The sequence below is a fragment of the Acidovorax sp. genome, assembly GCF_022763525.1.
Classification (GTDB): domain Bacteria; phylum Pseudomonadota; class Gammaproteobacteria; order Burkholderiales; family Burkholderiaceae_C; genus Acidovorax.
The window spans coordinates 1-21,356 of the sequence record NZ_JALEGG010000108.1 but is presented as its reverse complement, the minus strand read 5'-3'; the positions used below and the strand labels follow the sequence as shown (position 1 = coordinate 21,356).

23 protein-coding genes are annotated in these 21,356 nt (G+C 68.5%); 18 read left to right on the top strand and 5 right to left on the bottom strand.

The genetic code is table 11. The features are described from left to right. The 18 genes from MRY84_RS08805 to MRY84_RS08720 form a co-directional block, all read left to right on the top strand. Positions 1–480 (top strand): cytochrome D1 domain-containing protein (locus MRY84_RS08805; protein WP_291505353.1); only part of this gene is annotated, 480 nt, incomplete at its 5' end. A gap of 162 nt (positions 481–642) precedes the next feature. Beyond that, positions 643–966, top strand: coding sequence for a c-type cytochrome (locus tag MRY84_RS08800; RefSeq protein WP_291505352.1), 324 nt, complete (start codon positions 643–645; stop codon positions 964–966). Between the two features lie 19 nt (positions 967–985). After that, complete coding sequence (locus MRY84_RS08795) at positions 986–1,336, top strand: cytochrome c (protein WP_291505351.1); 351 nt, start codon at positions 986–988, stop codon at positions 1,334–1,336. Then, the gene (locus MRY84_RS08790) at positions 1,333–2,526 is read left to right on the top strand and encodes a cytochrome D1 domain-containing protein (protein WP_291505350.1); all 1,194 of its coding nucleotides are present in this window, start codon (positions 1,333–1,335) and stop codon (positions 2,524–2,526) included. The genes MRY84_RS08795 and MRY84_RS08790 overlap by 4 nt, the downstream gene beginning before the upstream one ends. A gap of 1 nt (position 2,527) precedes the next feature. After that, positions 2,528–3,532, top strand: a complete 1,005-nt coding sequence (locus MRY84_RS08785; RefSeq protein WP_291505349.1) for an Lrp/AsnC family transcriptional regulator — start codon at positions 2,528–2,530, stop codon at positions 3,530–3,532. After that, positions 3,525–4,016, top strand: a complete 492-nt coding sequence (locus MRY84_RS08780; RefSeq protein WP_291505348.1) for an Lrp/AsnC family transcriptional regulator — start codon at positions 3,525–3,527, stop codon at positions 4,014–4,016. The genes MRY84_RS08785 and MRY84_RS08780 overlap by 8 nt, the downstream gene beginning before the upstream one ends. Continuing rightward, positions 3,997–4,494, top strand: coding sequence for an Lrp/AsnC family transcriptional regulator (locus MRY84_RS08775; RefSeq protein ID WP_291505347.1), 498 nt, complete (start codon positions 3,997–3,999; stop codon positions 4,492–4,494). The genes MRY84_RS08780 and MRY84_RS08775 overlap by 20 nt, the downstream gene beginning before the upstream one ends. Next, positions 4,481–5,719, top strand: coding sequence for a heme d1 biosynthesis radical SAM protein NirJ (nirJ, locus tag MRY84_RS08770; protein ID WP_291505346.1), 1,239 nt, complete (start codon positions 4,481–4,483; stop codon positions 5,717–5,719). The genes MRY84_RS08775 and nirJ overlap by 14 nt, the downstream gene beginning before the upstream one ends. Before the next feature lie 82 nt (positions 5,720–5,801). Further along, positions 5,802–7,388: a nitrite reductase gene (locus tag MRY84_RS08765; RefSeq protein WP_291505354.1), complete on the top strand. Its 1,587-nt coding sequence runs from the start codon at positions 5,802–5,804 to the stop codon at positions 7,386–7,388. An 11-nt stretch (positions 7,389–7,399) separates the two neighbouring features. After that, on the top strand, positions 7,400–7,975 hold the full coding sequence (locus tag MRY84_RS08760) for a cytochrome c oxidase subunit 3 (protein ID WP_291505345.1): 576 nt from the start codon (positions 7,400–7,402) through the stop codon (positions 7,973–7,975). A gap of 8 nt (positions 7,976–7,983) precedes the next feature. Next, complete coding sequence (locus tag MRY84_RS08755; RefSeq protein ID WP_291505344.1) at positions 7,984–8,256, top strand: cytochrome C oxidase subunit IV family protein; 273 nt, start codon at positions 7,984–7,986, stop codon at positions 8,254–8,256. A gap of 196 nt (positions 8,257–8,452) precedes the next feature. Next, on the top strand, positions 8,453–8,887 hold the full coding sequence (locus MRY84_RS08750; protein ID WP_291505343.1) for a cytochrome c: 435 nt from the start codon (positions 8,453–8,455) through the stop codon (positions 8,885–8,887). Positions 8,888–8,902: 15 nt separating this feature from the next. Continuing rightward, positions 8,903–10,360, top strand: a complete 1,458-nt coding sequence (locus MRY84_RS08745) for a cbb3-type cytochrome c oxidase subunit I (RefSeq protein WP_291505342.1) — start codon at positions 8,903–8,905, stop codon at positions 10,358–10,360. Between the two features lie 21 nt (positions 10,361–10,381). Further along, the gene (locus MRY84_RS08740; RefSeq protein WP_291505341.1) at positions 10,382–11,191 is read left to right on the top strand and encodes a CbbQ/NirQ/NorQ/GpvN family protein; all 810 of its coding nucleotides are present in this window, start codon (positions 10,382–10,384) and stop codon (positions 11,189–11,191) included. Between the two features lie 31 nt (positions 11,192–11,222). Next, on the top strand, positions 11,223–12,302 hold the full coding sequence (locus MRY84_RS08735) for a 4Fe-4S binding protein (RefSeq protein WP_291505340.1): 1,080 nt from the start codon (positions 11,223–11,225) through the stop codon (positions 12,300–12,302). Position 12,303: 1 nt separating this feature from the next. After that, the gene (locus MRY84_RS08730; protein ID WP_291505339.1) at positions 12,304–14,196 is read left to right on the top strand and encodes a VWA domain-containing protein; all 1,893 of its coding nucleotides are present in this window, start codon (positions 12,304–12,306) and stop codon (positions 14,194–14,196) included. Positions 14,197–14,295: 99 nt separating this feature from the next. After that, positions 14,296–15,093: a Crp/Fnr family transcriptional regulator gene (locus MRY84_RS08725; RefSeq protein WP_291505338.1), complete on the top strand. Its 798-nt coding sequence runs from the start codon at positions 14,296–14,298 to the stop codon at positions 15,091–15,093. Between the two features lie 275 nt (positions 15,094–15,368). Continuing rightward, entirely contained in the window at positions 15,369–16,652 is a 1,284-nt protein-coding gene (locus MRY84_RS08720) for an aminotransferase class I/II-fold pyridoxal phosphate-dependent enzyme (RefSeq protein ID WP_291505337.1), read from the top strand. Between the two features lie 141 nt (positions 16,653–16,793). Here MRY84_RS08720 and MRY84_RS08715 read toward each other — a convergent pair whose 3' ends face one another. The 5 genes from MRY84_RS08715 to MRY84_RS08695 all read right to left on the bottom strand — a co-directional run. Further along, complete coding sequence (locus tag MRY84_RS08715) at positions 16,794–17,636, bottom strand: SPFH domain-containing protein (protein WP_291505336.1); 843 nt, start codon at positions 17,634–17,636, stop codon at positions 16,794–16,796. Positions 17,637–18,012: 376 nt separating this feature from the next. After that, a complete protein-coding gene (gene egtB / locus MRY84_RS08710) occupies positions 18,013–19,215 on the bottom strand; it encodes an ergothioneine biosynthesis protein EgtB (RefSeq protein ID WP_291505335.1) in 1,203 nt (400 codons plus the stop codon). A 12-nt stretch (positions 19,216–19,227) separates the two neighbouring features. Next, positions 19,228–20,145 (bottom strand): L-histidine N(alpha)-methyltransferase, encoded by a 918-nt coding sequence (gene egtD, locus MRY84_RS08705; RefSeq protein WP_291505334.1) that lies wholly within the window; start codon positions 20,143–20,145, stop codon positions 19,228–19,230. Between the two features lie 237 nt (positions 20,146–20,382). Continuing rightward, positions 20,383–20,973: an OmpW family outer membrane protein gene (locus MRY84_RS08700; protein ID WP_291505333.1), complete on the bottom strand. Its 591-nt coding sequence runs from the start codon at positions 20,971–20,973 to the stop codon at positions 20,383–20,385. 128 nt (positions 20,974–21,101) lie between these two features. Further along, the coding region (locus MRY84_RS08695) for a DUF808 family protein (protein WP_291505332.1) at positions 21,102–21,356 on the bottom strand (255 nt) is incomplete at its 5' end.

Here is a 21,356-nt window from a genome sequence, read left to right as displayed (position 1 = left end):
GCCACGGGCCACCTGGGCGACGAGACCATCTCGCTCATCGGCACCGACCCCAAGAAGCACAAGCAGTACGCCTTCAAGGAAGTGGCCAAGCTCACCGGCCCGGGCGGCGGCGCGCTGTTCATCAAGAGCCACCCCAAGAGCACGCACCTGTACTCGGATGCACCGCTCAATCCTGATCCGAAGATCTCGCAGTCCATCGTGGTCTACGACATCAAGAACCTCGACAAGGGCTTCGTGACCTTGCCCGTGGCGGAGTGGGCGGGCCTGAAAGACGACGGCGCCAAGCGCGTGGTGCAGCCGGAGTTCAACAAGGCTGGCGATGAGGTCTGGTTCTCGGTGTGGAGCGCCAAGAACAAGGAAAGCGCGCTGGTAATCGTGGACGACAAGACGCTCAAGCTCAAGGCCGTGATCAAGGACCCGCGTCTGATCACGCCCACGGGGCACTTCAACGTCTACAACACCCAGCACGACATCTATTGAAGCCCCCCTGAGTCGCCTGCGGCGCCTTCCCCCCAGGGGGACGCCGCCAGGGGCCTGGCAGAGCCAGTTCCCCGGCGGCTGCTGGTCTTAGGCCGCGCGGGTGCGTAGGCAGAAGACAGTGTTTGGCGCCCAGGCAACCCATCCCAATCACAGGATCAAACAATGAGACACCATCTGACAGGGCCTCTGGCCGTCGCTGCGGCCCTGGCGCTTTGCGCCGGTGCCGCCAGCGCCGCCTCCCCCGAAGAAGCCATGAACAAGGCCGGCTGCATGGCCTGCCATGCCAAGGACAAGAAGCTGGTCGGACCCGCGTTCAAAGACATCGCGGCCAAGTACAAGGGCAAGGACGTGACGGCGCAGCTGGTCGACAAGATCCGCAAGGGTGGCTCCGGCGTGTTCGGGCCGATTCCGATGTCACCCAACGGGCCGGACAAGATCGACGACGCCGACCTGAAGGCCGCGGTCGAGTTCATTCTGAAGTCCTGAGCCGCTGCGCGAGCCTTCCATGCCTGCCTTCACCCGCTCCGCCATGCTGCTGATTTATGCCCTGGCTTGTGCCGGGGCGGCAGCGCAGGTGCCGGGCACGCCAGAACGCCAGCGCGAGCTGGTGCGCATGGTGCGGCAGGACTGCGGCTCGTGCCACGGCATGCACCTCACCGGCGGGCTGGGCCCGCCCCTCACGCCTGCGGCCCTGGCGGACAAACCCGTCCCTTCCATGGCCGCCACCATTTTTCACGGCCGCCCGGGCACGCCCATGCCGCCCTGGCGCACCTTTGTCACTGAAGCCGAGGCCCTGTGGATTGCCAAGCAGCTGGCCGGCGGCTTCCCTCCGTGGCCTCCACGCACCTCGCCATGAAACGACGCCCCCTTCTCCTCGGCCTGGCGGCACTGCCGCTGCTGGCCAGCGGCTGCGCCACCTTGCAACCGCCCGAATCCCCCCTCATGGGCACGGGCGACCTGGGCCTGGTCGTGGAGCGGGCCACCGGCGCGGTGCTGCTGGTCAACACCACGCACCGCTCCGTGCTCGCCCGCATCGGCGGGCTGGGCGACCTGTCTCATGCCTCGCTGGTGTTCTCGCGCGATGGCCGCCACGCCTACGTGTTTGGCCGCGACGGCTCGCTCACGCGCATCGACCTGCTGACCCGGCGTATCACCGCGCGCGAGCAGCAGGCGGGCAACTCCATCGGTGGGGCCATCAGTGCCGACGGCACGCTGGTGGCCGCGCAGAACTACACGCCCGGCGGCGTGAAGGTGTTTGACGCCGCCACCCTCGCGCTGCGGGCCGACATCCCGGCGTTCACGGCCGACGGCCAGCGCTCCCGCGTGGTGGGCCTGGCCGACCTGCCCGGGCGGCGCTTCATCTACAGCCTGTTCGATGCCGATGCGATCTGTATGGCCGACTGCACCGACCCCGACCGGCCGCGCGTGACGCGCATCGACGGCATCGGCCGCCAGCCCTACGACGCGCTGGTCACGCCCGATGGCCGCCACTACATCGCCGGGCTGTTTGGGGAAGACGGCTTGGCGCTGGTGGACACCTGGGCCGAGCAGCCGGTGGCGCGCCGCATCCTGGCGGGCTATGGCCGCGGCCAGCAGCCCTTGCCCGTGTTCAAGATGCCGCACCTGCGCGGCTGGGCCGTGGCGGGGCGCCATGCCTACCTGCCGGCCATCGGCCGCCATGAGGTGCTGGTGGTGGACACCGCCACATGGGATGAAGTCGGCCGCATCCCGGTGGCCGGCCAGCCCGTTTTCGTAATGGCGCGGCCTGACGGCCGCCAGGTGTGGGTGAACTTTGCCGTGCCCGACTACCACCGCGTGCAGGTCATCGACACCGTGGCGCAGCGCGTGGGGGCCACACTGCAGCCGGGCAAGGCCGTGATGCACATGGAATTCACCCCGCGCGGCGAGTCGGTGTGGATCAGCTGCCGCGACGACGACAAGGTGGTGGTGCTGGACACCGCCACCCTGGCCACCCAGGCCACGCTGCAGGCCCAGGCGCCCAGCGGCATCTTCTTGACGGCGCGCGCGCAGCGCATGGGGTTCTAGCATGGTGCCGACAAGCCCCACGCACGACCTGCCCCTTCTCAACACCTGGCAGCGCGGCTTTCCGCTGCGCCCCGCGCCGTTCGACGCGCTGGGCCAGGCGCTGGGGCGGCCTGCGGGTGACGTGATCGCAACCTGCCAGCGCCTGCAAGCGGCCGGCGTGCTCGGCCGCATCGGCGGCGTGTTCGCGCCCGGCGCGGGCGGTGCCGGCCTGCTGGCCGCCATGGCGGTGCCGCGCGAGCGGCTGGAAGCGGTGGCCGCCGCCGTCTCGCGCCACCCGGGCGTGAGCCACAACTACGAGCGCGAGAACGCACTGAACCTCTGGTTCGTGGCCAACGCCGCCACGCCCGCCGCGCTGGAAGCACTGCTGGCGCAGATCGAGCAGGACACGGGCCTGGCCGTGCTGCGCCTGCCCATGCTGCAGCCCTACCGCATCGACCTGTCGTTCGACCTGGCGCAGCCCAGCGCCGCCGCGGGCGGCATCACCCGCAGCGCCACCCGGCCCGTGGCCCCGCACGAAATCGGTCTGGCGGCCCTGGCAGAGCAAGGCCTGCAGCTGGTGCCGCGGCCCTTTGACGCCTGGGCCGAGGCGCTCGGCTGGACCACGGGCGACGTGCTGGACACCCTGTCGCGCTGGCTGGCCCAGGGCACCCTGAGCCGCTTCGGCATGGTGGTGCGCCACCACGAGGTGGGCTACACCGCCAACGCCATGACCGTGTTCGACGTGCCGGACGACGAGGTGGATGTCTGCGGCGCGCGGCTGGCCTGCCAGCCCGGCGTCACCCTGGCCTACCGGCGCGCCCGCGCAGCGCAGTGGGGCTACAACCTGTACTGCATGGTGCACGGGCGGGAGCGCGGCGAAGTGCTGGCCCTGGTGCAGCAGGCCGCGCAGCGCGCCGGCATGGCCCACCACCGGCGCGAGGTGCTGTTCTCGCTGCGCCGCTTCACGCAGCGCGGCCCGCGCCGCTTTGCCGCCGACCCCGCCGCGCAGGAGGCCACCCATGCTTAGACACCACGACCAGCTGCAACTGGTGGACTACCTGCACGGCGGCTTTCCGCTGGTGGACCGGCCCTTTGCCGCCGTGGGGCAGGCCCTGGGCTGGAGCGAGGACCAGGTCATCGAAAGCCTGCACCAGCTGCTCGCCAGCGGCGTGCTCACCCGCTTCGGGCCGCTGTTCCAGATCGAGCGCGCCGGCGGCCAGTTCATGCTGGCGGCGCTGGCGGTGCCGCCCGAGCGCTTTGATGAAGTGACCGCGCTGGTGAACGCCCTGCCCGAGGTGGCGCACAACTACCGCCGCGACCACCCGCAGCTGAACATGTGGTTCGTGCTGGCCGCCGAGTCGGCCGAGGGCGTGGCCCGCGCCGCCCAACGCATCGAGCAGGCCACGGGCCTGCCGGTGTTCCAGTTCCCCAAGGAGCACGAATACCGCGTGGAGCTGCGCCTGCCGCTGCTGCCCGCCGAAGGAGACCGCCATGGCCCTGGACGCCTTTGACCGCGCCCTCATCGCCGCCGTGCAAAGCGGCCTGCCCCTGGTGGCGCGCCCTTACGAGGCCGTGGGCGCCATGCTAGGGGTAGACGGCGAGCGCGTGTGCACGCGGCTCGCGGCCATGCTGGACGAGGGCCTGGTGCGCCGCATTGGCGCCGTGCCCAACCACTACCGCCTGGGCTTCACCGCCAACGGCATGAGCGTGTGGGATGTAGCGGACGACGAAGTGGACGCGCTGGCGCGCCAGGTGGCCCAACTCACGGGCGTGAGCCACTGCTACCGCCGCACACGGCACCTGCCCGAGTGGCCCTACAACCTGTTCGCCATGCTGCACGGCCGCTCGCGCGAGGAGGTGCAGCGCCAGGCCGATGTGGTGGCCGCACTGCTGGGCCCGGCCTGCCGCGCGCACGACATCCTCTATTCCACGGCCATCCTCAAGAAGACCGGCCTGCGTCTGAAAGGCTCCCACGATGTTCAGGATTAGCCAATACCTGCGCGAACTCGCCGCCGCCGAGGCGGCCGGCGCCTACCCGGCCGTGCGCAGCCGCCCGCCCAAAGGCCCGCAGGGCCCCGTCGTGATCTGGAACCTGATCCGGCGCTGCAACCTCACCTGCAAGCACTGCTATGCCCTCTCGGCCGACCATGACTACGCGGGCGAGCTGACGCGCGAAGAGGTGTTTGCGGTGATGCGCGACCTGCGGGCCTACGGCGTGCCCGTGCTCATCCTCTCCGGCGGCGAGCCGCTGATGCGGCCGGACCTCTTCGACATCGCCGCACGGGCGCGGGACATGGGCTTCTACACTGGCCTGTCCACCAACGGCACGCTGATCGACGCGCCCCTGGCCGACCGCATTGCGGCCATGGGGTTCGACTACGTGGGCATCAGCCTGGACGGCCTGCGCGACACTCACGACCGCTTCCGGCGCATGCAGGGCGCGTTTGACCTCAGCCTGAACGCACTGAAGCTGCTGCGCGACCGCGGCGTGAAGGTGGGCATGCGCTTCACGATGACCGCGATGAACGCGCACGACCTGCCCGCCCTGCTGGCGCTGATGCGCGAGGAGCGCATCGACAAGTTCTACTTCTCGCACCTCAACTACGCCGGGCGCGGAAACATCCACCGCGGCAAGGACGCGCAGTTCCAGGCCACGCGCGCGGCGCTCACGCTGCTGTTCGAGAGGGCCTGGGAGGCCGCGCAAGCGGGCCTGGCCGAGGAGTACGTGACAGGCAACAACGATGCCGACGGCCCCTTCCTGCTGCAGTGGGTGCAGGCGCACCTGCCGCAGTGGGCACCCGCGCTGGCGCAGCGCCTGGCCGCCTGGGGCGGCAACGCCAGCGGGCTGAACGTGGCCAACATCGACAACCTGGGCCAGGTGCACCCGGACACCATGTGGTGGCACCACACGCTGGGCGACGTGCGGGAGCGGCCTTTCTCGGCCATCTGGAGCGACACGTCGGACCCGCTGATGGCCGGGCTCAAGCAGCAGCCCCGGCCGGTGCAGGGCCGCTGCGCACAGTGCCGCTACCTGGCGCTGTGCGGCGGCAACACCCGGGTGCGCGCCCAGCAGCTCACCGGCAACGCCTGGGCCGAGGACCCGGGCTGCTACCTGGAAGACGACGAGATCGGCGCACCAACCGCCGCCAGCAGCGCGCCGCACTGCCCGCGCCAGCGCATCACCATCCCCATCCGGGAGCAAGCCCATGCCTGAAACCCTTGCAACGCCCCCGCGCCGGTGGCGCGCCTGGCTGGCCGGTGCAGGCCGCGCGGCCCTGGTCGCAGGCCTGTGCTGGATGGGCTGGGACCTCGCCATGGCCCAGCAGGCCAGCACCAGCACGAGTGCCAACGTCGACGCCACCAGCCTCTTCGCCACCCACTGCGCCAGTTGCCACGGCGCGCAGCGCACGGGCGGCATGGGCCCGGCCCTGCTGCCCGAAAGCCTGGCCCGCCTGCCCGCGGCCGAGGCGCTGCGCGTCATCGCCCAGGGCCGCACGGCCACGCAGATGCCGGCCTTTGCCGGCCTGCTCTCGCCCGCCGAGATCCAGGCGCTGGGCGCGTTCATCCGCACCCCGGTGCTGCCCGCGCCGCGCTGGACGGAGGACGACATCCGCGCCTCGCGCGAATTCCACCCCGCACCGGCGGACGAGCCCGCCACGCCACTGTGGCCAGCGGACCCGATGAACCTTTTCGTGGTGGTGGAAGGCGGCGACCACCATGTGAGCCTGCTCGACGGCGACCGCCTGGAAGTCATCACCCGCTTTGCCAGCCGCTTTGCGCTGCACGGGGGCCCGAAGTTCTCGCCGGATGGGCGGTACGTGTACTTCGGCTCACGCGATGGCTGGATCACCAAGTACGACCTGTACCGCCTGCGCGTGGTGGCCGAAGTGCGCGCAGGCCTCAACATGCGCAATGTGGCCGTGAGCGGCGACGGGCGCTGGGTGATGGCCGCCAACTACCTGCCGCACACGCTGGCCCTGTTCGACAGCGACCTGCAACTGGTGCGCACCTACGACGCACGCACGCTGGACGGCAAGCGAAGCTCCCGCGTGTCGGCGGTGTACGACGCCGCGCCGCGCAAGAGCTTCGTGGTGGCGCTCAAGGACATTCCGGAGATCTGGGAGATCTCGTACGACCCGCAGGCCGCCCCCATCCACGACGGCCTGGTGCACGACTACAAGATGGGCGAGGCCATTGCCAAGCCCGGCTACCTGGGCGTGCGCCGCACGCCGCTCGATGAGCCGCTGGACGACTTCTTCTTCGACCAGAGCTACCGCCACGTGCTGGGCGCCACGCGCCCCAAGGACGCGGCCCCGGCCGCTGCGCAGGATGGCAAGACCGCCGCCGCGCCGGCCACCGCGCAAGTGGTCAACCTGGACGTGCGCCGCAAGATTGCCGACCTGCCCATTGCCGGCATGCCGCACCTGGGCTCGGGCATCACCTTTGCCTGGCAGGGCACCACGGTGCTGGCCTCGCCCAACCTGCAGGGCGGCAGCATCGACGTGATCGACATGACCACCTGGAAGCCCGTGGCCAGCATCCCCACGCCGGGGCCCGGCTTCTTCATGCGCAGCCACGAGAACACGCCCTACGCCTGGACGGACTCGATGATGAGCGCCACGGCCAAGGACACGCTCACCATCATCGACAAGGCCACGCTGCAACCCGTGGCCACCGTGCGCGAGCCGGGCAAGACGCTGGCGCACATCGAGTTCACGCGCGACGGCCGGCTGGCGCTGGCCAGCGTGTGGGAGATGCAGGGCGCCCTCATCGTGTACGACGCCGCGACGTTCAAGGAGGTCAAGCGCCTGCCCATGAGCAAGCCCGTGGGCAAGTACAACGTGTGGAACAAGATCACGCGCTCGGAAGGGACTTCGCATTGAGCGGCGCCGCAATGTCCCGGGCCACCGCCGCACCGCCGCGCCTGGTGGGCGACCTGGTGGTGTGGCTGCTGGTGCTGGCCGAGCTGCTCACCTTCGGCATCCTGTTTGCCGCCTTTGCCTTTGCGCGCCGGCGCGAGCCCGCGCTGTTCGCGGCTGGCCAAGCCACGCTGGACCTGTCCACCGGCGCCACCAACACCGTGCTGCTGGTGTCCGCCAGCTGGTGCGCGGCGCGCAGCGTGCAGGCCGTGCGCGGCGGCCGTTCGCGCCAGGGGGCGCGCTGGCTGCTGGGCGCGCTGGCGTGCGGCTGCGGCTTTCTGCTACTCAAGAGCCTGGAATACGCGCACAAGTGGGGCGAGGGCATCGACGTGGCCGAGAACACGTTCTACCTGCTGTACGTGATGCTCACGGGCTTTCACTTCCTGCACGCCGCCGTGGGCTGCATCATCTTTGCCGTGCTGTGGGCGCCCACGCGGCGCGGTGCCTACGGGCCGCAGCAGTGCCACGCGCTGGAGACGGGCGCGGTCTTCTGGCACATGGTGGACCTGCTGTGGATGGTGCTGTTCCCGCTGGTCTATGTGCTGCGCTGAAAACCCGGATGAAACGCTTGCTCCACCGCATCAACGCCATCTGGCTGGCCCTGCTGGCCGCCACGGCCCTCACCACCTGGCTGGGCGACCACGGCGGCCCGCGGGGCCTGGGCACCGGCGCGGCCGTGGTGGTGATGGCCCTGTCCGCCGGCAAGGGCTGCCTCATCGTGCTGGACTACATGGAGCTGCGCCACGCCCCGGCGCTGTGGCGCCGCCTGCTGCTGGGCTGGCTGGCCGCCGTGGTGCTGCTGGTGCTGGCGGCAACCCTGTGGCCGCGCTAGCCAGTCAGCCAGCACCTGCACCGTCACTATCAAATCAATAGCTGCTTGCGCTTGCTGCACAAGCGCTGGGGGCCGTTTTTGCTTGAAGTCTTCGCACAGCAAAACCGGGGGCAGCTGCGCATTCCTTGAACCGGTTCAAGGAAAAAAGCCGAGCAAATTGGGAGGATATAGCCGTCCATTTCAAGGAGGGCTTCGAATGAGCCAATCACACAGCGGGTTCACCAAGCAGATGGCCCGCAACATGTTCTACGGGGGCACGGTGTTCTTTGCCCTGCTGTTTGCCGCCATTGTGTTTGACAGCGAGCGCCGCATCCCCGAGCGCTCCAACGCCCAGGCCATCACCCCGGCCGTGGTGGCGGGCAAGAAGATCTGGGAGACGCGCAACTGCATCGGCTGCCACACCCTGTTGGGCGAAGGCGCGTACTTCGCGCCCGAGCTGGGCAATGTCTACCAGCGCCGCGGCCCGGACTTCATCAAGGCGTGGATCAAGGCCCAGCCCACGGGCGCGCCGCACCGCCGCCAGATGCCGCAGTTCAACCTCACCGACCAGCAGCTCGATGACCTCGTGGAGTTCCTCAAGTGGACGGGCGAGATCAACACCGAGAAGTGGCCACCCAACATCGAAGGCTGAAGAGGGACCGACACCATGCACATTCCAACACTCAAGTACCAGAGCCAATCGGTCTCGAAGCTCTATTTCATCGCAGCCATGGCGCTGTTTGCCGGGCAGATCATCTTCGGCATCACGCTGGGCCTGCAGTACGTGATCGGCGACCTGTTCTTCCCCTACATCCCGTTCAACGTGGCGCGGATGGTGCACACCAATCTGCTCATCGTGTGGCTGCTGTTCGGCTTCATGGGCGCGGCCTACTACATGGTGCCCGAGGAGTCCGAGACCGAGCTGCACTCGCCGCTGCTGGCCAAGGTGCTGTTCTGGATCTTCCTCGTGGCGGGCGCGCTCACCATCGTGGGCTACCTCACGGTGCCCTACGCCAAGCTGGCTGAATTGACGGGCAACGACCTGCTGCAGACCATGGGCCGCGAGTTCCTGGAGCAGCCGCTGCCGACCAAGGTCGGCATCGTGGTCGTGGCGCTGGGCTTTCTCTACAACATCAGCATGACGGTGCTCAAGGGCCGCAAGACCTCCATCTCGCTGGTGCTGCTGATGGGCCTGTGGGGCCTGGCGCTGATGTTCCTGTTCAGCTTCGTGAACCCGCACAACCTGGTGCGCGACAAGATGTACTGGTGGTTCGTGGTGCACCTGTGGGTGGAAGGCGTGTGGGAGCTGATCCTGGGCTCGCTGCTGGCCTACGTACTGGTCAAGACCACGGGCGTGGACCGTGAGGTGATCGACAAGTGGCTGTACGTGATCATCGCCTTTGCGCTGATGACCGGCATCCTGGGCACGGGCCACCACTTCTACTTCATCGGCCTGCCCGGCTACTGGCACTGGATCGGCAGCATCTTCAGCGCCATGGAGCCCATTCCCTTCTTCATGATGACGGTGTTCGCCTTCAACATGGTGCAGCGCCGCCGCCGCGACCACCCCAACCAGGCCGCCGTGCTGTGGGCCGTGGGCACCGCCGTGCTGGGCTTCCTGGGCGCGGGCCTGTGGGGCTTCATCCACACGCTGAGCGCCGTGAACTACTACACCCACGGCTCGCAGATCACCGCCGCCCACGGCCACCTGGCCTTCTACGGCGCCTATGTGCTCGTGGTCATCACGCTCATCAGCTATGCCATGCCCACGCTGCGCGGCCGCATCGCCAACAGCACGAAGGCCCAGGCCGCCGAGATGTGGAGCTTCTGGATCATGAGCATCGGCATGGCTGTGATGGTGCTGGCGCTCACCGGCGCAGGCATCCTGCAGGTGTGGCTGCAGCGCATTCCCGAAACGAACGCCATGAGTTTCATGGCCACGCAGGACCAGCTCACCGTCTTCTACTGGGTGCGCATTGGCGGTGGCGTGACCTTCCTGCTGGGCCAGCTGCTGTACTTCACCAGCTTCTTCATCGGCGGCGACCCCGTGACCGAAGAAGCCCGCACGGGCACCGGCACCAGCGGCAGCGGCAGCGGCAACCGCCGCACCCTGCGCGCTGCCTGAGGCCGCGCCGCGGAGACCGCCATGGACCACAGCGAACTGCACCGCATCGCCGCCGCGGCCCTGCCCTTCTATGCCGAGCAGGGCGGCGAGGCCGCGTTGTTCGAGCATGCCTGGCGGCAACGCCTGCCGCTGCTCATCAAAGGACCCACGGGCTGCGGCAAGACGCGCTTCGTGGAGCACATGGCCGCCCGCCTGGGGCGGCCCCTCATCACGGTGAGCTGCCATGACGACCTGGCCGCCGCCGACTTGGTGGGCCGCCACCTGCTGAGCGCACAGGGCACCGTGTGGGCCGACGGCCCGCTGGCGCGCGCCGTGCGGCAGGGCGCCATCTGCTACCTGGACGAGGTGGTGGAAGCCCGCAAGGACACCACCGTGGTGCTGCACCCGCTGGCCGACGACCGGCGCGTGCTGCCCATCGAGCGCACCGGCGAGCAGCTGGTGGCGCCGCCCGAGTTCATGCTGGTGATCTCGTACAACCCGGGCTACCAGAGCCTGCTCAAGAGCCTGAAGCCCAGCACCCGCCAGCGCTTTATCGCGCTGACCCTGGGCTACCCTGCCCCGGCGGTCGAGGAAGCCATCCTGCGCACCGAGGCAGGCGCCAGCCCCCACCTGGCCGCCACGCTGGTGCGCCTGGGCACTGCCCTGCGCCAGCTCACCGACCAGGACCTGGAGGAGACCGCTAGCACCCGCCTGCTGGTGATGGCCGCGCGGCTGGCTGTGTCTGGCGTGCCGCTGCCGGCCGCCTGCCGCGCCGCCATCGTGGACGCACTCACCGACGACGCCGACACCGCCGCGGCGCTGTGCGAGGTGGTGCAGGCCCTGCTCGGCTGAGCACCCCGCCGCCGCTTCATGCCCGCGCCCCATGCAACGCCAGCGCCGCACGTTCCAGATCGCCTTTTTCGCGCTGTTCCTGCTGGCGCCGGCGCTGAACCTGCTGCGCTTTGATGTCACCGAGGTCCAGCTCTGGGTGCTGGGCCAGCGCTGGAGCCTGGGGATCGACGACTTCCGCCAGGGGCTGATCGGCCCCGGCGACATGGCCCTGCGGCTCTTTTTGCGGGCGCTGCTGCCGGCCGTGGCCCTGGTGGGCGGCTTCCTGGCCGTGGCGTGGCGCTACGGGCGCCTGTACTGCGGCTGGCTGTGCCCGCATTTCTCGCTGGTGGAGCTGCTCAACCACGTGCTGCAAAAGGCCTGCGGCCGCCTGTCGCTGTGGGACCGCAAGCCCACGCCGCGCCAGGGCCTTGCGCCCCGGCGCCGCTGGTGGCCGGTGTTCGTGCTGCTCTCGGTGCTGATGGGCTTTGTGTGGGCCATCACCCTGCTCACCTACCTGCTGCCGCCGGCCGATGTGTGGAGCCGGCTGGTCACGGGCACCTCCACGCCAGGGCAGCTGCGGTTCCTCGTGGCTGGCACGGTGGTCTTCAGTGCCGAATTCCTGCTGGCCCGGCACCTGTTCTGCCGCTTTGGCTGCGCCGTGGGCCTGTTCCAGAGCCTGGTGTGGATGGCCAACCCGCGCGGCCGGGTGGTGGGCTTTGCGCGCGATGCCGGGCGCCAGGCCGCGGCCCGCACCCTGCCTTCGGCCACCGGCCTGGAACCGGCCGTCCCCGCCCATTGCCGCAGCTGCGATGCGCCGCATGGCAATGCCTGCGACCGCGCCTGCCCCATGCACCTGCCGCCGCGCCAGTTCAAGCGGCGCAAATTCTCGTGCGTGCAGTGCGGGCTGTGCGTGCAGTCCTGCGAGGCATCGCAGGCCGCGCAGCAGCGCGAGCCCCTGCTGCAGTGGAGCATCGGTGTCGATGCCCTGCGCGAGTCGCTGCAGACCCGGCACGGCGTGGCGCTGGCCGAGCCCAAGGCCGCGCCATCGCCCGCCGGAGCTTCCCGCAATACGGGCGTGCCCCCTTGCGCCGCACCTGCGGCACCCCATGCGGCCCACGCCGCGGAGCACTGACATGGAAGAGTGGATCGGCCAGCAATGGCACCGCCTCGTCACCCGCTGGGCCGAGCCCGCCAACGCAGCGGCTGCCGTTTCGCTCGACGAAATGCGCAAGCCGCTGGGCCTGCTGCTGCGCTGCGGCGGCGGCCCGGCGGGCATGCGCATCGGAGCCGCCGCCGCCCGGGGCCACGGCGGCCCGCGCGGCTGGGCGCAACGCGTGGCCGGCAGCGGCACCCGTGCGGCCCTGCCGGAGCTGCACAGCGACCTGCTGGCCCTGCCGCCCACGGTGGCGGTGTTTGCAGACAAGGCGCTGAACCGATCGCTTTACCTCTGGCTGGCCGCCCTCGCCTCGCAGTGGGGCACGGTGAACCCGCCGCAGGGCAGCGGCTGGCTGGGGCACAACCTGGCGGCGGCGCGCGCGACGCTGGGCACCTTCCCGGGCCTGGCCGGCCCCTACGCGCAGCTCCGCCAGGCCCAGCTGGCGCTGCGGCCGGCGCTCGCCACGCTGCGCGGGCCCGCCGCCGAGGCCGAGGGCTGGGTGCAACGCGCCTTGCGGGGTGAACTGGAAGACCTCTTGCCATCGGGCCCGCTCTCGCCCGCAGGGCTCGGCCCCGCCGCCGTGGCGCCCGTGTGGCTGTGGCTCGACGGCGGCGACGGCACGGCGGGCGAGTCCGCGGCCGTGCGCAAGGCGCAACCGTCCGCACCGCCAGCCGCGCCCGACGCTGCGGCAGCGCCCGCGCCGGAGGACCGCACGCGCCGCAAGGCCGAGCGCGTGCGCGACGAGCGCCACGCGGCGCCGCTCATGCTTTTCTTCCGCGCCGAATCCATCCTCTCCTGGGGCGAGTTCACCAAGGTGCAACGTGCCGACGACGACAGCGACGACGGCAACGCGCTGGAGGCCGCCCGCGACATGGATGTGCTCGCCATTGCCGACGACCCGGGCCATGCCAACCGCCTGGCCGCGCGCGTGCGCTTCGACCTGGACCTGCCCAGCGCCGCGGCCGACGACGTGGCCCTCGGGCCCGGCGAACACCTGCCTGAGTGGGACTGGAAGGCCGGCGTGCTGCGGCCCGCGCACTGCGCCGTGCAATGCCGGGTGGCGCGCGACGCCGCCCCCTTCACGCCCAGCACCCAGCTGCGCACCACCGTGCGCCAGGTGCGCCGCCGCCTCGAAGTGCTGCGCGCGGCCCCCCTGCGCGCGCACGCCCAGGCCGACGGCGACGAGCTGGACGTGGACGCCTGGGTGCGCCACGCCGCCGACGCGGCCGCCTGGCGCAGCGAATCCCCCGCCGTGTGGCAGCGCCGCGTGCGGGCCGAGCGCAGCCTGGCCACGCTGCTGCTGGCAGACCTGTCGCTCTCTACCGACGCGCACGTGGCCGGCGCGGGCCAGCCCATGCGCGTGGTGGACTTGATCCGCGATGCGCTGTATGTGTTTGGCGAGGCGCTGGCGGCGGGTGGCGACACCTTCGAGATGCTGGGCTTCAGCTCCGTGCGGCGCCAGAACGTGCGCATCCAGCACCTCAAGGGCTTTAACGAAGCCTGGACGGGCGCCGCCCAGGCCCGGGTCGGCGCCATCAAACCCGGCTACTACACGCGCATTGGCGCCGCCATCCGCCACGCCACTGCGCGCCTGGCCGCGCGGCCCGAGCGCCAGCGCCTGCTGCTGCTGCTGACCGATGGCAAGCCCAACGACCTGGACGTGTACGAAGGCCGCTACGGGCTGGAGGACACGCGCCATGCGGTGCAGGAGGCGCGCGCGCAGGGCTTCACGCCCTTCGCGGTGACCATCGACGACGCGGGCCATGACTACCTGCCCTACCTCTTCGGCCGACAGGGCTACGCCCTGGTGCACCGCCCACGCGACCTGGCGCAACGGCTGGCGGCCGTGTATAGCCAGCTCACCAGATAGAAATGATGCAGCGCACCACGGCCTTTGACCAAGGTCATGAAGATGCATCTCGCATCCTTGTTTAATGGCGCATTTCCACAAGACCCACAAGCCTGCGCCATGGACATCCGGCAGTTCGACATTCCACGCTATCTCTCGGCCCTGCCGCTGTTCCAGGAATCTACCTCCGAAGAGCTTTCTCGCTTGGCCACCGGCTGCCGCCTGCGGCGGTTCGCTCGCGGCGACAGCATCTTCCGCGTGGGCACGCCGTGCGAGGAGTTCCACGTCACCGTGCTGGGCCAAGTCAAGCTCTTTGCGCTTTCACCTGCCGGCCAGGAGAAGGTGATCGAGCTGGTGGGCCCCGGCATGAGCTTTGCCGAAGCCCTGATGTTCACCGGCAAGCCCTACATCATCAACGCCCAGGCGCTGGCCGACACCCTGCTGCTGAGCGTGGACAAGGCCACGGTGGAGCGCGAGATCGAGGCTGACCCGCGCTTTGCAATGCGCATGCTGGCCGGCATCTCGCGGCGGCTGCATGGGCTGGTGCACGATGTGCAGACCTACACGCTGCACAGCGGCATGCAGCGCGTCATCAGCTATCTGTTGCACGAGCTGCCTGAGGAATCGAACGACGCCGCCAGCATCGCGCTGGCCTGCGCGGGCCACGGCCATCCGCAAGGCCCCGGTGGCCTGAACGTGACCTTGCCGGTGAGCAAGGCCACCATGGCCTCGCGCCTGTCGCTCACGCCGGAGTACTTCTCGCGCGTGCTCCATGAACTGGAGGATGCCGGGCTCATCCGCATGGACAAGCGCGAGATCCACATCCCCGACGCTGCACGCCTGGCCGCGCACACCTGGCCCGAGCCCTGCTCTCGCCGGTGCATGTCAGCCCAGGCCGCCGTGGCGCTACCCGCCTGACCTGGGCTTGCCAACTCTGTATGGCCGCGTGCGGGTGGGGCCGACTTTGACTAGGGGCGCACCCTGCCGGCCAACTGGTCGAAGCCCTCACCCGATTATCGGCTGGCCTGCGCTGAGCGCATCCATGGCTTCGCGCGAACGGCTTCCGCTGACACCGACCGGTGCCATAAGCTCATCACAAAGGATTCGAAGGCCCCGGCACGCAGCGATGCAAGAATGGCCCCGCGGCGGCGCTGCCGCCTCTCCCATCCAACCGTTCAGAAGGACTTAGCACCATGAAAATCGAAACCCTGGCCGTCCACGCAGGCTACAGCCCCGACCCCACCACCAAGGCCGTGGCCGTGCCCATCTACCAGACGGTGGCCTACGCGTTTGACAGCGCCCAGCACGGCGCGGATCTGTTCGACCTGAAGGTGCCGGGCAACATCTACACCCGCATCATGAACCCCACGACCGACGTGCTGGAAAAGCGCGTCGCGGCGCTGGAAGGCGGCATCGCCGCGCTGGCCGTGGCCTCGGGCATGGCGGCCATCACCTACGCCATCCAGACCATTGCCGAAGCTGGCGACAACATCGTCTCGGCCAGCACGCTCTACGGCGGCACCTACAACCTGTTTGCCCATACGCTGCCCCAGCAAGGCATCACCACCCGCTTTGCCGACCCGCGCGACCCGGCGAGCTTTGCGCAGCACATCGATGCGCGCACCAAGGCCATCTTCATCGAGTCCATCGGCAACCCGCTGGGCAATGTGACCGACATCGCGGCCATCGCCAAGGTGGCGCATGACCACGGCGTGCCGCTGATCGTGGACAACACGGTGCCCAGCCCCTATCTGCTGCGTCCCATCGAGCACGGCGCCGACATCGTGGTGCACTCGCTCACCAAGTACCTGGGCGGCCACGGCAACAGTGTGGGCGGCGCGATCGTGGACAGCGGCAAGTTCCCGTGGGCCGAGCACAAGGCCCGCTTCCCGCGCCTGAACGAGCCCGACGTGAGCTACCACGGCGTGGTCTACACCGAGGCCCTGGGCCCGGCTGCCTTCATCGGCCGGGCGCGCGTGGTACCACTGCGCAATACCGGCGCGGCGCTGGCGCCGCTCAATGCCTTCCTGATCCTGCAAGGCATCGAAACTCTGGCGCTGCGCATGGACCGCATCTGCGACAACACGCTGGCCATTGCCAAATACCTGCAGAGCCATCCCAAAGTGGAGTGGGTGCGCTACGCCGGCCTGCCGGACCACCCCGACCACGCTGTGGTGCAACGCCAGTCGGGCGGCAAGGCCTCGGGCATCCTGAGCTTTGGCGTGAAGAATGATGATGCCGACCCGCGCGCGGCCGGGGCGCGTTTCCTGGACGCGCTGCAGCTCTTCACGCGGCTGGTCAATATTGGCGACGCCAAGTCGCTCGCCACCCACCCCGCATCAACCACCCACCGCCAGCTCAACCCGGAGGAACTGGCCAAGGCCGGCGTGAGCGAGGGCATGGTGCGCCTGTCCGTGGGCATTGAGCACATCGACGACCTGCGGGCCGACCTGGCGCAGGCGCTCGAGAAGGTGTGATGCGCGAGTGGCCATGCGCTGTGGGCGTGTGGCCACTCAAAAATTCAAGTGTTTTTGGCCTCTAGCGCTGGATTGACAAGCGCTATTAGCTATAATTTTAATAGCAAATCAAACCGCAGTGCTGCAGCCTGGCGCCCTGATTTACCGGCCCACGCTGACCAGTGGTGCAGCGCCGCTGCCCATCAGCACCGTGTTGCCCTGCTTGCTGGCAATGGCCAGCGCGGTGTCCCGCTGGATCTCGGCCAACCGGATTTCCTTGAGCGCGGGCGTGAGCGATGCGCTGATGATCTGGTTGGCCCTCGCCTCCCCTTCGGCCTGCACGATCAGGCGTTCCGCCTCGGCCTTGGCCAAGTCAATCTCCTTGCGTTTTTTCTCGATGGCCTGGTCCGTTTCGGCACGCTGGCGGATGGCCGACTCGATGGCCTTGTCCGTCAGCATGTTGCGCACGTTTACGGCGGTGACGGTGAACGCGCCCTTGTCGGTGGCGTCCAGTTCGGCCTGCAGGGTGGTGCGCACGCTTTCCGCCAGCTCGGCGCGCTTGGTGTGCATGGTGGTAGCGTCCATCTGGGCAATGGCCTTGTAGACGGCCTCGCGCGCTTCTCGCTGCACGCGGCTGTAGGCCACCAGCAAGTCTCCCGTGCCGTCCTTCACCACCTGCCGGTGTTGCACTACGTCGCCCTGGTATTTAACGAACAGCGCAGGAATGGAAGCAGGCGTGGTCTTGAAATAGATATCGATGTCCACGTCCTGCATGGTCAGGTTGTCGCGGCTCTTGGGCGTCAGGTTTTCCAGCGAGAAGCTCACCTCCTTGGCAGTGAACTCGTCCACCGTCTTGAACAGCGTCAAGTACAGCCCGGGCGGCAGCGCTTCCTGGCCCACCTTGCCCAGGGTGCGCTCCACGCCGACGTTGCCGGTATCGATCTGGCTGCAAGCGCCGAGTGCGGCACTCAGGCACAACAGGGAAATGGTTCGCAGGGCAGTCATGGGAAATCTCGCGCGGACAAAAAACGGAAGGGACACAGCTTGCTGTGGCTGCGCCGGGGGCCCAGCGGCCGCGATTGTAGGAGAGCCGCATGCCCATATAGCGCGCGGCGTGCACGGGTGCCCATGCACCCGCGGCGCTGCCAAGACCAATGTCATTGCTGGCGCGGCGCGCCGCCAGGAGCTCAGCTAATGTCAAGCGCCGCAACGCTGCAAACCGCCTGCCAAGGCACTTACCCGAAGGGTGGAGTGGAATCTGGCGATGCCGCCTCGGGGGCTTGCCCGGGGCCCAAGCCCATGCGGCGCCTCTGGAGCATCCACTTCATCACGATGGCACGCCAATGCGTTCCCCGAGAAGATCTTGAACAGGTTTTCAGGATCAACCCAGATGGCGCGCCAACCTCAGCCCCGTGAACTGCCAGCGGGCCGAGGCCGGAAAGAAGTTGCGGTAGCTGGCGCGCCCATGCCCGGGCGGCGTGGCGCACGAGCTGCCGCGCAGCACGTACTGGTTGACCATGAACTTGCCGTTGTACTCGCCCACCGCCCCTGCCGCCGGGCGGAAGCCGGGGTATGGGGCATAGCTCGACTGCGTCCATTGCCAAGCAGCACCGAAAAGCTGCTCGAGGGGATCTGCTCCGCCCTGCGTGGCCGCGTGCTCCCATTCCGCCTCGGTTGGCAAACGCGCACCCGCCCAGCGGGCATAGGCGTCCGCCTCGTAGTACGACACATGCACCAGGGGAAGCTCGGCCTGCAGCAGTCCCAGGCCGGCGAGGGTGAACGTGCGCCATCCGCCTCCGCCCTCGGGGTGCCAGTACAGCGGGCGCTCCAAGCCTTGCGCCCTGCACCAGTCCCACCCTTCCGCCAGCCACAGCTGGGGGTTCCGGTATCCGCCGTCTTCCACGAACGCCGCGTATTCCCCCTGGGTGACCAGGCGTGTGGCCAGGGCGTAGGGGTGCAGGTACACGCAGTGTCGCGGCCCCTCGTTGTCGAACGCAAAGCCGCCGCCAGCGTGCCCGACCTCCACCAGCCCGCCTTCGAACGAACGCCATGCCAAAGGCCCTGCTGCAGCCGGCGCCACGACATCGGCAGCTGGCGAATAGGCCGGGAACAGCGGGTTGCAAGACAGCAGGTGCAGGACGTCGGTCAGCATCAACTCCTGGTGCTGCTGCTCGTGCTGCAACCCCAGTTCCACCAGGCTGCAGAGGACCATGTCGTGCGGTGCCGCGGCCAGCAGACGTGCCATGCGCTCATCCACCTGCACGCGGTAGGCCAGCACGTCTTCGAGCGACGGCCGCGTCAACAGCCCCCGCTGCGGACGGGGGTGCTTTTCCCCCACCCCGTTGTAGTAGGAGTTGAACAGCACCCGGAATGCAGGATGGAACGGTGTGAAGTCCCGCTCGTACGCTTCGAGTACAAAAGTTTCAAAGAACCAGGTGGTGTGCGCCAGATGCCATTTGGTAGGGCTCGCATCGGGCATGGATTGCGCGCTGCAATCCTCCGCCGACAGGGGCGCGGCCAGCGCCACGGAACGGGTGCGAATGGCGGCGTAGCGGGAGTGAAGTGGGGTCAACGGCGAGGTCATTGCAGATCGGTATCAAGGACGGGCATGCACGACCGCAAACCAGTCTCGCTCATCGGTCCACGCCTGGGCTTGGGCAAAACCAGCCCGGGCCAACATGTCGGTGAACACCGGCAGGGGGTATTTGTAGCTGTTTTCGGTGTGGATGCGCTCACCGCGCTCAAACACCCGGCCTCCGCCCGGCCAGCGCACCTGGGCATCGGCGAGGGCTTCCAGGTGCATTTCGATGCGCGAGTCCTCGCGGTTGAAAAAGGCCCGGTGCTGCCACTGGGCCAGATCGAAGTCGCTGCCGATCAGCCGGTTCACATGGCGCAGCACGTTGCGATTGAACTCGGCCGTCACCCCCGCCCCATCGTCATACGCGGCTTCCAGAATGGCCACGTCCTTGGGCAGGTCGATGCCGATGAGCAAGCCGCCATCGTCGTCCACCAGCTCCCGCATGTGGCCCAGCAGCTCCAGCGCGTGCGGGGGGTCAAAGTTGCCGATGGAGGAACCGGGATAGAACACCAGTCGACCTGCGCGCGGAATGTCGCGGGGCAGGTCCACCCCATGGGTGATGTCGCCCCCAACTGCTCGGGCATCCAGCCAGGGCAGGTCGCGCTGCAGCGATGCCACAGAGTCTTCTAGGAAGTCGGCAGAAATGTCGACCCCCACAAAACACGACGGCCGGACGGTCTCGCACAGGGCGCGGGCCTTTCGGCAGCTGCCAGCGCCCAGTTCGATCAGGACGCGGCCGGTACCCACCGCACGGGCAATGGCCGCCGCGTGGTGCCGCATCAGCGCATTTTCGGTGCGGGTGGGGTAATACTCGGGCAGCTGGGTGATGGCCTCGAACAGCTGTGAGCCTTGCTGGTCGTAGAAGTATTTGGGCGAAATGCGCGCGGGCCGCTGGCAGAGGCCGTGCGTGATGTCCGTGTAGCGAGGCAGGAGCATGGGTCGGTGGGGCCTGTGGCTGCGGCGGGGCCGCGAATGATCTGAACAGGCGGCCGGGCGCCTGCGCCGCGGCCATTGTGGGGCCATGCCGCGGGTGAGCGTGTAGGCAAAATCCTAGTCCCGCTTCCGCAGCCTCGCAGAAGCAAAAAAAGGCCGGCGCAAGCGCCAGCCTTTTACCCTTGGAGAACTCTCGAACTCTCGCAGCTTCGAAGGCCGGGGACGGTGCCCCAGCGCTTCTTAGAAGCGGTAGCCCAGACCCACGCCCACCAGAACGGGGTCCACCTTGAAGGTGCCTAGCTTGGCACCGCCTGCGGCCACATCGGTCTTGATGTAGACCTTCTTCACGTCGAAGTTGAGGTACAGGTTCTTGGACAGCGGAATGTCCACGCCGGCTTGCAGGGCGGGACCGAAGCTGTTGCGGTCGATGCTCACGCCAGCGGGCAGATGCACGCTGGAGAAGCGGGTGTAGTTCAGGCCGGCGCCCACATAGGGTTTGAAACCGCCCAGGTCAAAGTGGTATTGCACCGTGAGCGTGGGTGGCAGGTGCTTGAGCGTACCGATGGGCGCGCCGCCTGCACGCAGGGTGTGCTTCTGGGGCACCGTGAGGATCAGCTCGGCGGCAATGTTCTTGTTGAAGAAGTACGTGATGTCAACTTCGGGGATGGTCTTGTCATTGATCGTCAGGCCCAGCGGCGTGCTGTCCTTGTTCGCGCTGTCGAGGTTGACGACGCGTGCGCGGACCATCCAGGGGCCTTCTGCTTGTTGCGCCAGCGCAGCGCCAGAAGACAGAACACACAGAGCGGCTACAGCCAGCAGAGTTTTTTTCATGGTGATATTCGCATCGGTTGGACGGGGACGACCCCCGTGCAAGCATTGGACCGCTGCCCCACCCTGCCGACCTTGCCCTAACTCAAGCCCTGCGAATTCCAACTTAGACATACATCAAGGAATAACCACTAATGCGCAGTGGATTTGCCCCGCACTCGCTGAACCGCTTTGACGCCCACCAGAACCAGGCCGCCGGCGATGATGCCCACCAGCGCGTTGAGCAGGTTCTCTGCCACCACTTTCCACACCCCGCCTGCGGGCCATTGGCCCGCGGCGGCAGCCGCGCCTTCCACGGCGTGGTGCAGCATCGGCACGCCGTGCACCAGAATGCCCCCGCCCACCAGGAACATCGCCGCTGTGCCCGCCACCGACAAGCCTTTCAT

Bases quoted from the DNA above. Each gene is read 5' to 3' on its own strand.
- MRY84_RS08800 (WP_291505352.1), top strand. From the start codon at position 643: ATGAGACACCATCTGACAGGGCCTCTGGCCGTCGCTGCGGCCCTGGCG.
- MRY84_RS08795 (WP_291505351.1), top strand. From the start codon at position 986: ATGCCTGCCTTCACCCGCTCCGCCATGCTGCTGATTTATGCCCTGGCT.
- MRY84_RS08790 (WP_291505350.1), top strand. From the start codon at position 1,333: ATGAAACGACGCCCCCTTCTCCTCGGCCTGGCGGCACTGCCGCTGCTG.
- MRY84_RS08785 (WP_291505349.1), top strand. From the start codon at position 2,528: ATGGTGCCGACAAGCCCCACGCACGACCTGCCCCTTCTCAACACCTGG.
- MRY84_RS08780 (WP_291505348.1), top strand. From the start codon at position 3,525: ATGCTTAGACACCACGACCAGCTGCAACTGGTGGACTACCTGCACGGC.
- MRY84_RS08775 (WP_291505347.1), top strand. From the start codon at position 3,997: ATGGCCCTGGACGCCTTTGACCGCGCCCTCATCGCCGCCGTGCAAAGC.
- nirJ (WP_291505346.1), top strand. From the start codon at position 4,481: ATGTTCAGGATTAGCCAATACCTGCGCGAACTCGCCGCCGCCGAGGCG.
- MRY84_RS08765 (WP_291505354.1), top strand. From the start codon at position 5,802: ATGGGCTGGGACCTCGCCATGGCCCAGCAGGCCAGCACCAGCACGAGT.
- MRY84_RS08760 (WP_291505345.1), top strand. From the start codon at position 7,400: ATGTCCCGGGCCACCGCCGCACCGCCGCGCCTGGTGGGCGACCTGGTG.
- MRY84_RS08755 (WP_291505344.1), top strand. From the start codon at position 7,984: ATGAAACGCTTGCTCCACCGCATCAACGCCATCTGGCTGGCCCTGCTG.
- MRY84_RS08750 (WP_291505343.1), top strand. From the start codon at position 8,453: ATGAGCCAATCACACAGCGGGTTCACCAAGCAGATGGCCCGCAACATG.
- MRY84_RS08745 (WP_291505342.1), top strand. From the start codon at position 8,903: ATGCACATTCCAACACTCAAGTACCAGAGCCAATCGGTCTCGAAGCTC.
- MRY84_RS08740 (WP_291505341.1), top strand. From the start codon at position 10,382: ATGGACCACAGCGAACTGCACCGCATCGCCGCCGCGGCCCTGCCCTTC.
- MRY84_RS08735 (WP_291505340.1), top strand. From the start codon at position 11,223: ATGCAACGCCAGCGCCGCACGTTCCAGATCGCCTTTTTCGCGCTGTTC.
- MRY84_RS08730 (WP_291505339.1), top strand. From the start codon at position 12,304: ATGGAAGAGTGGATCGGCCAGCAATGGCACCGCCTCGTCACCCGCTGG.
- MRY84_RS08725 (WP_291505338.1), top strand. From the start codon at position 14,296: ATGGACATCCGGCAGTTCGACATTCCACGCTATCTCTCGGCCCTGCCG.
- MRY84_RS08720 (WP_291505337.1), top strand. From the start codon at position 15,369: ATGAAAATCGAAACCCTGGCCGTCCACGCAGGCTACAGCCCCGACCCC.
- MRY84_RS08715 (WP_291505336.1), bottom strand. From the start codon at position 17,636: ATGACTGCCCTGCGAACCATTTCCCTGTTGTGCCTGAGTGCCGCACTC.
- egtB (WP_291505335.1), bottom strand. From the start codon at position 19,215: ATGACCTCGCCGTTGACCCCACTTCACTCCCGCTACGCCGCCATTCGC.
- egtD (WP_291505334.1), bottom strand. From the start codon at position 20,145: ATGCTCCTGCCTCGCTACACGGACATCACGCACGGCCTCTGCCAGCGG.
- MRY84_RS08700 (WP_291505333.1), bottom strand. From the start codon at position 20,973: ATGAAAAAAACTCTGCTGGCTGTAGCCGCTCTGTGTGTTCTGTCTTCT.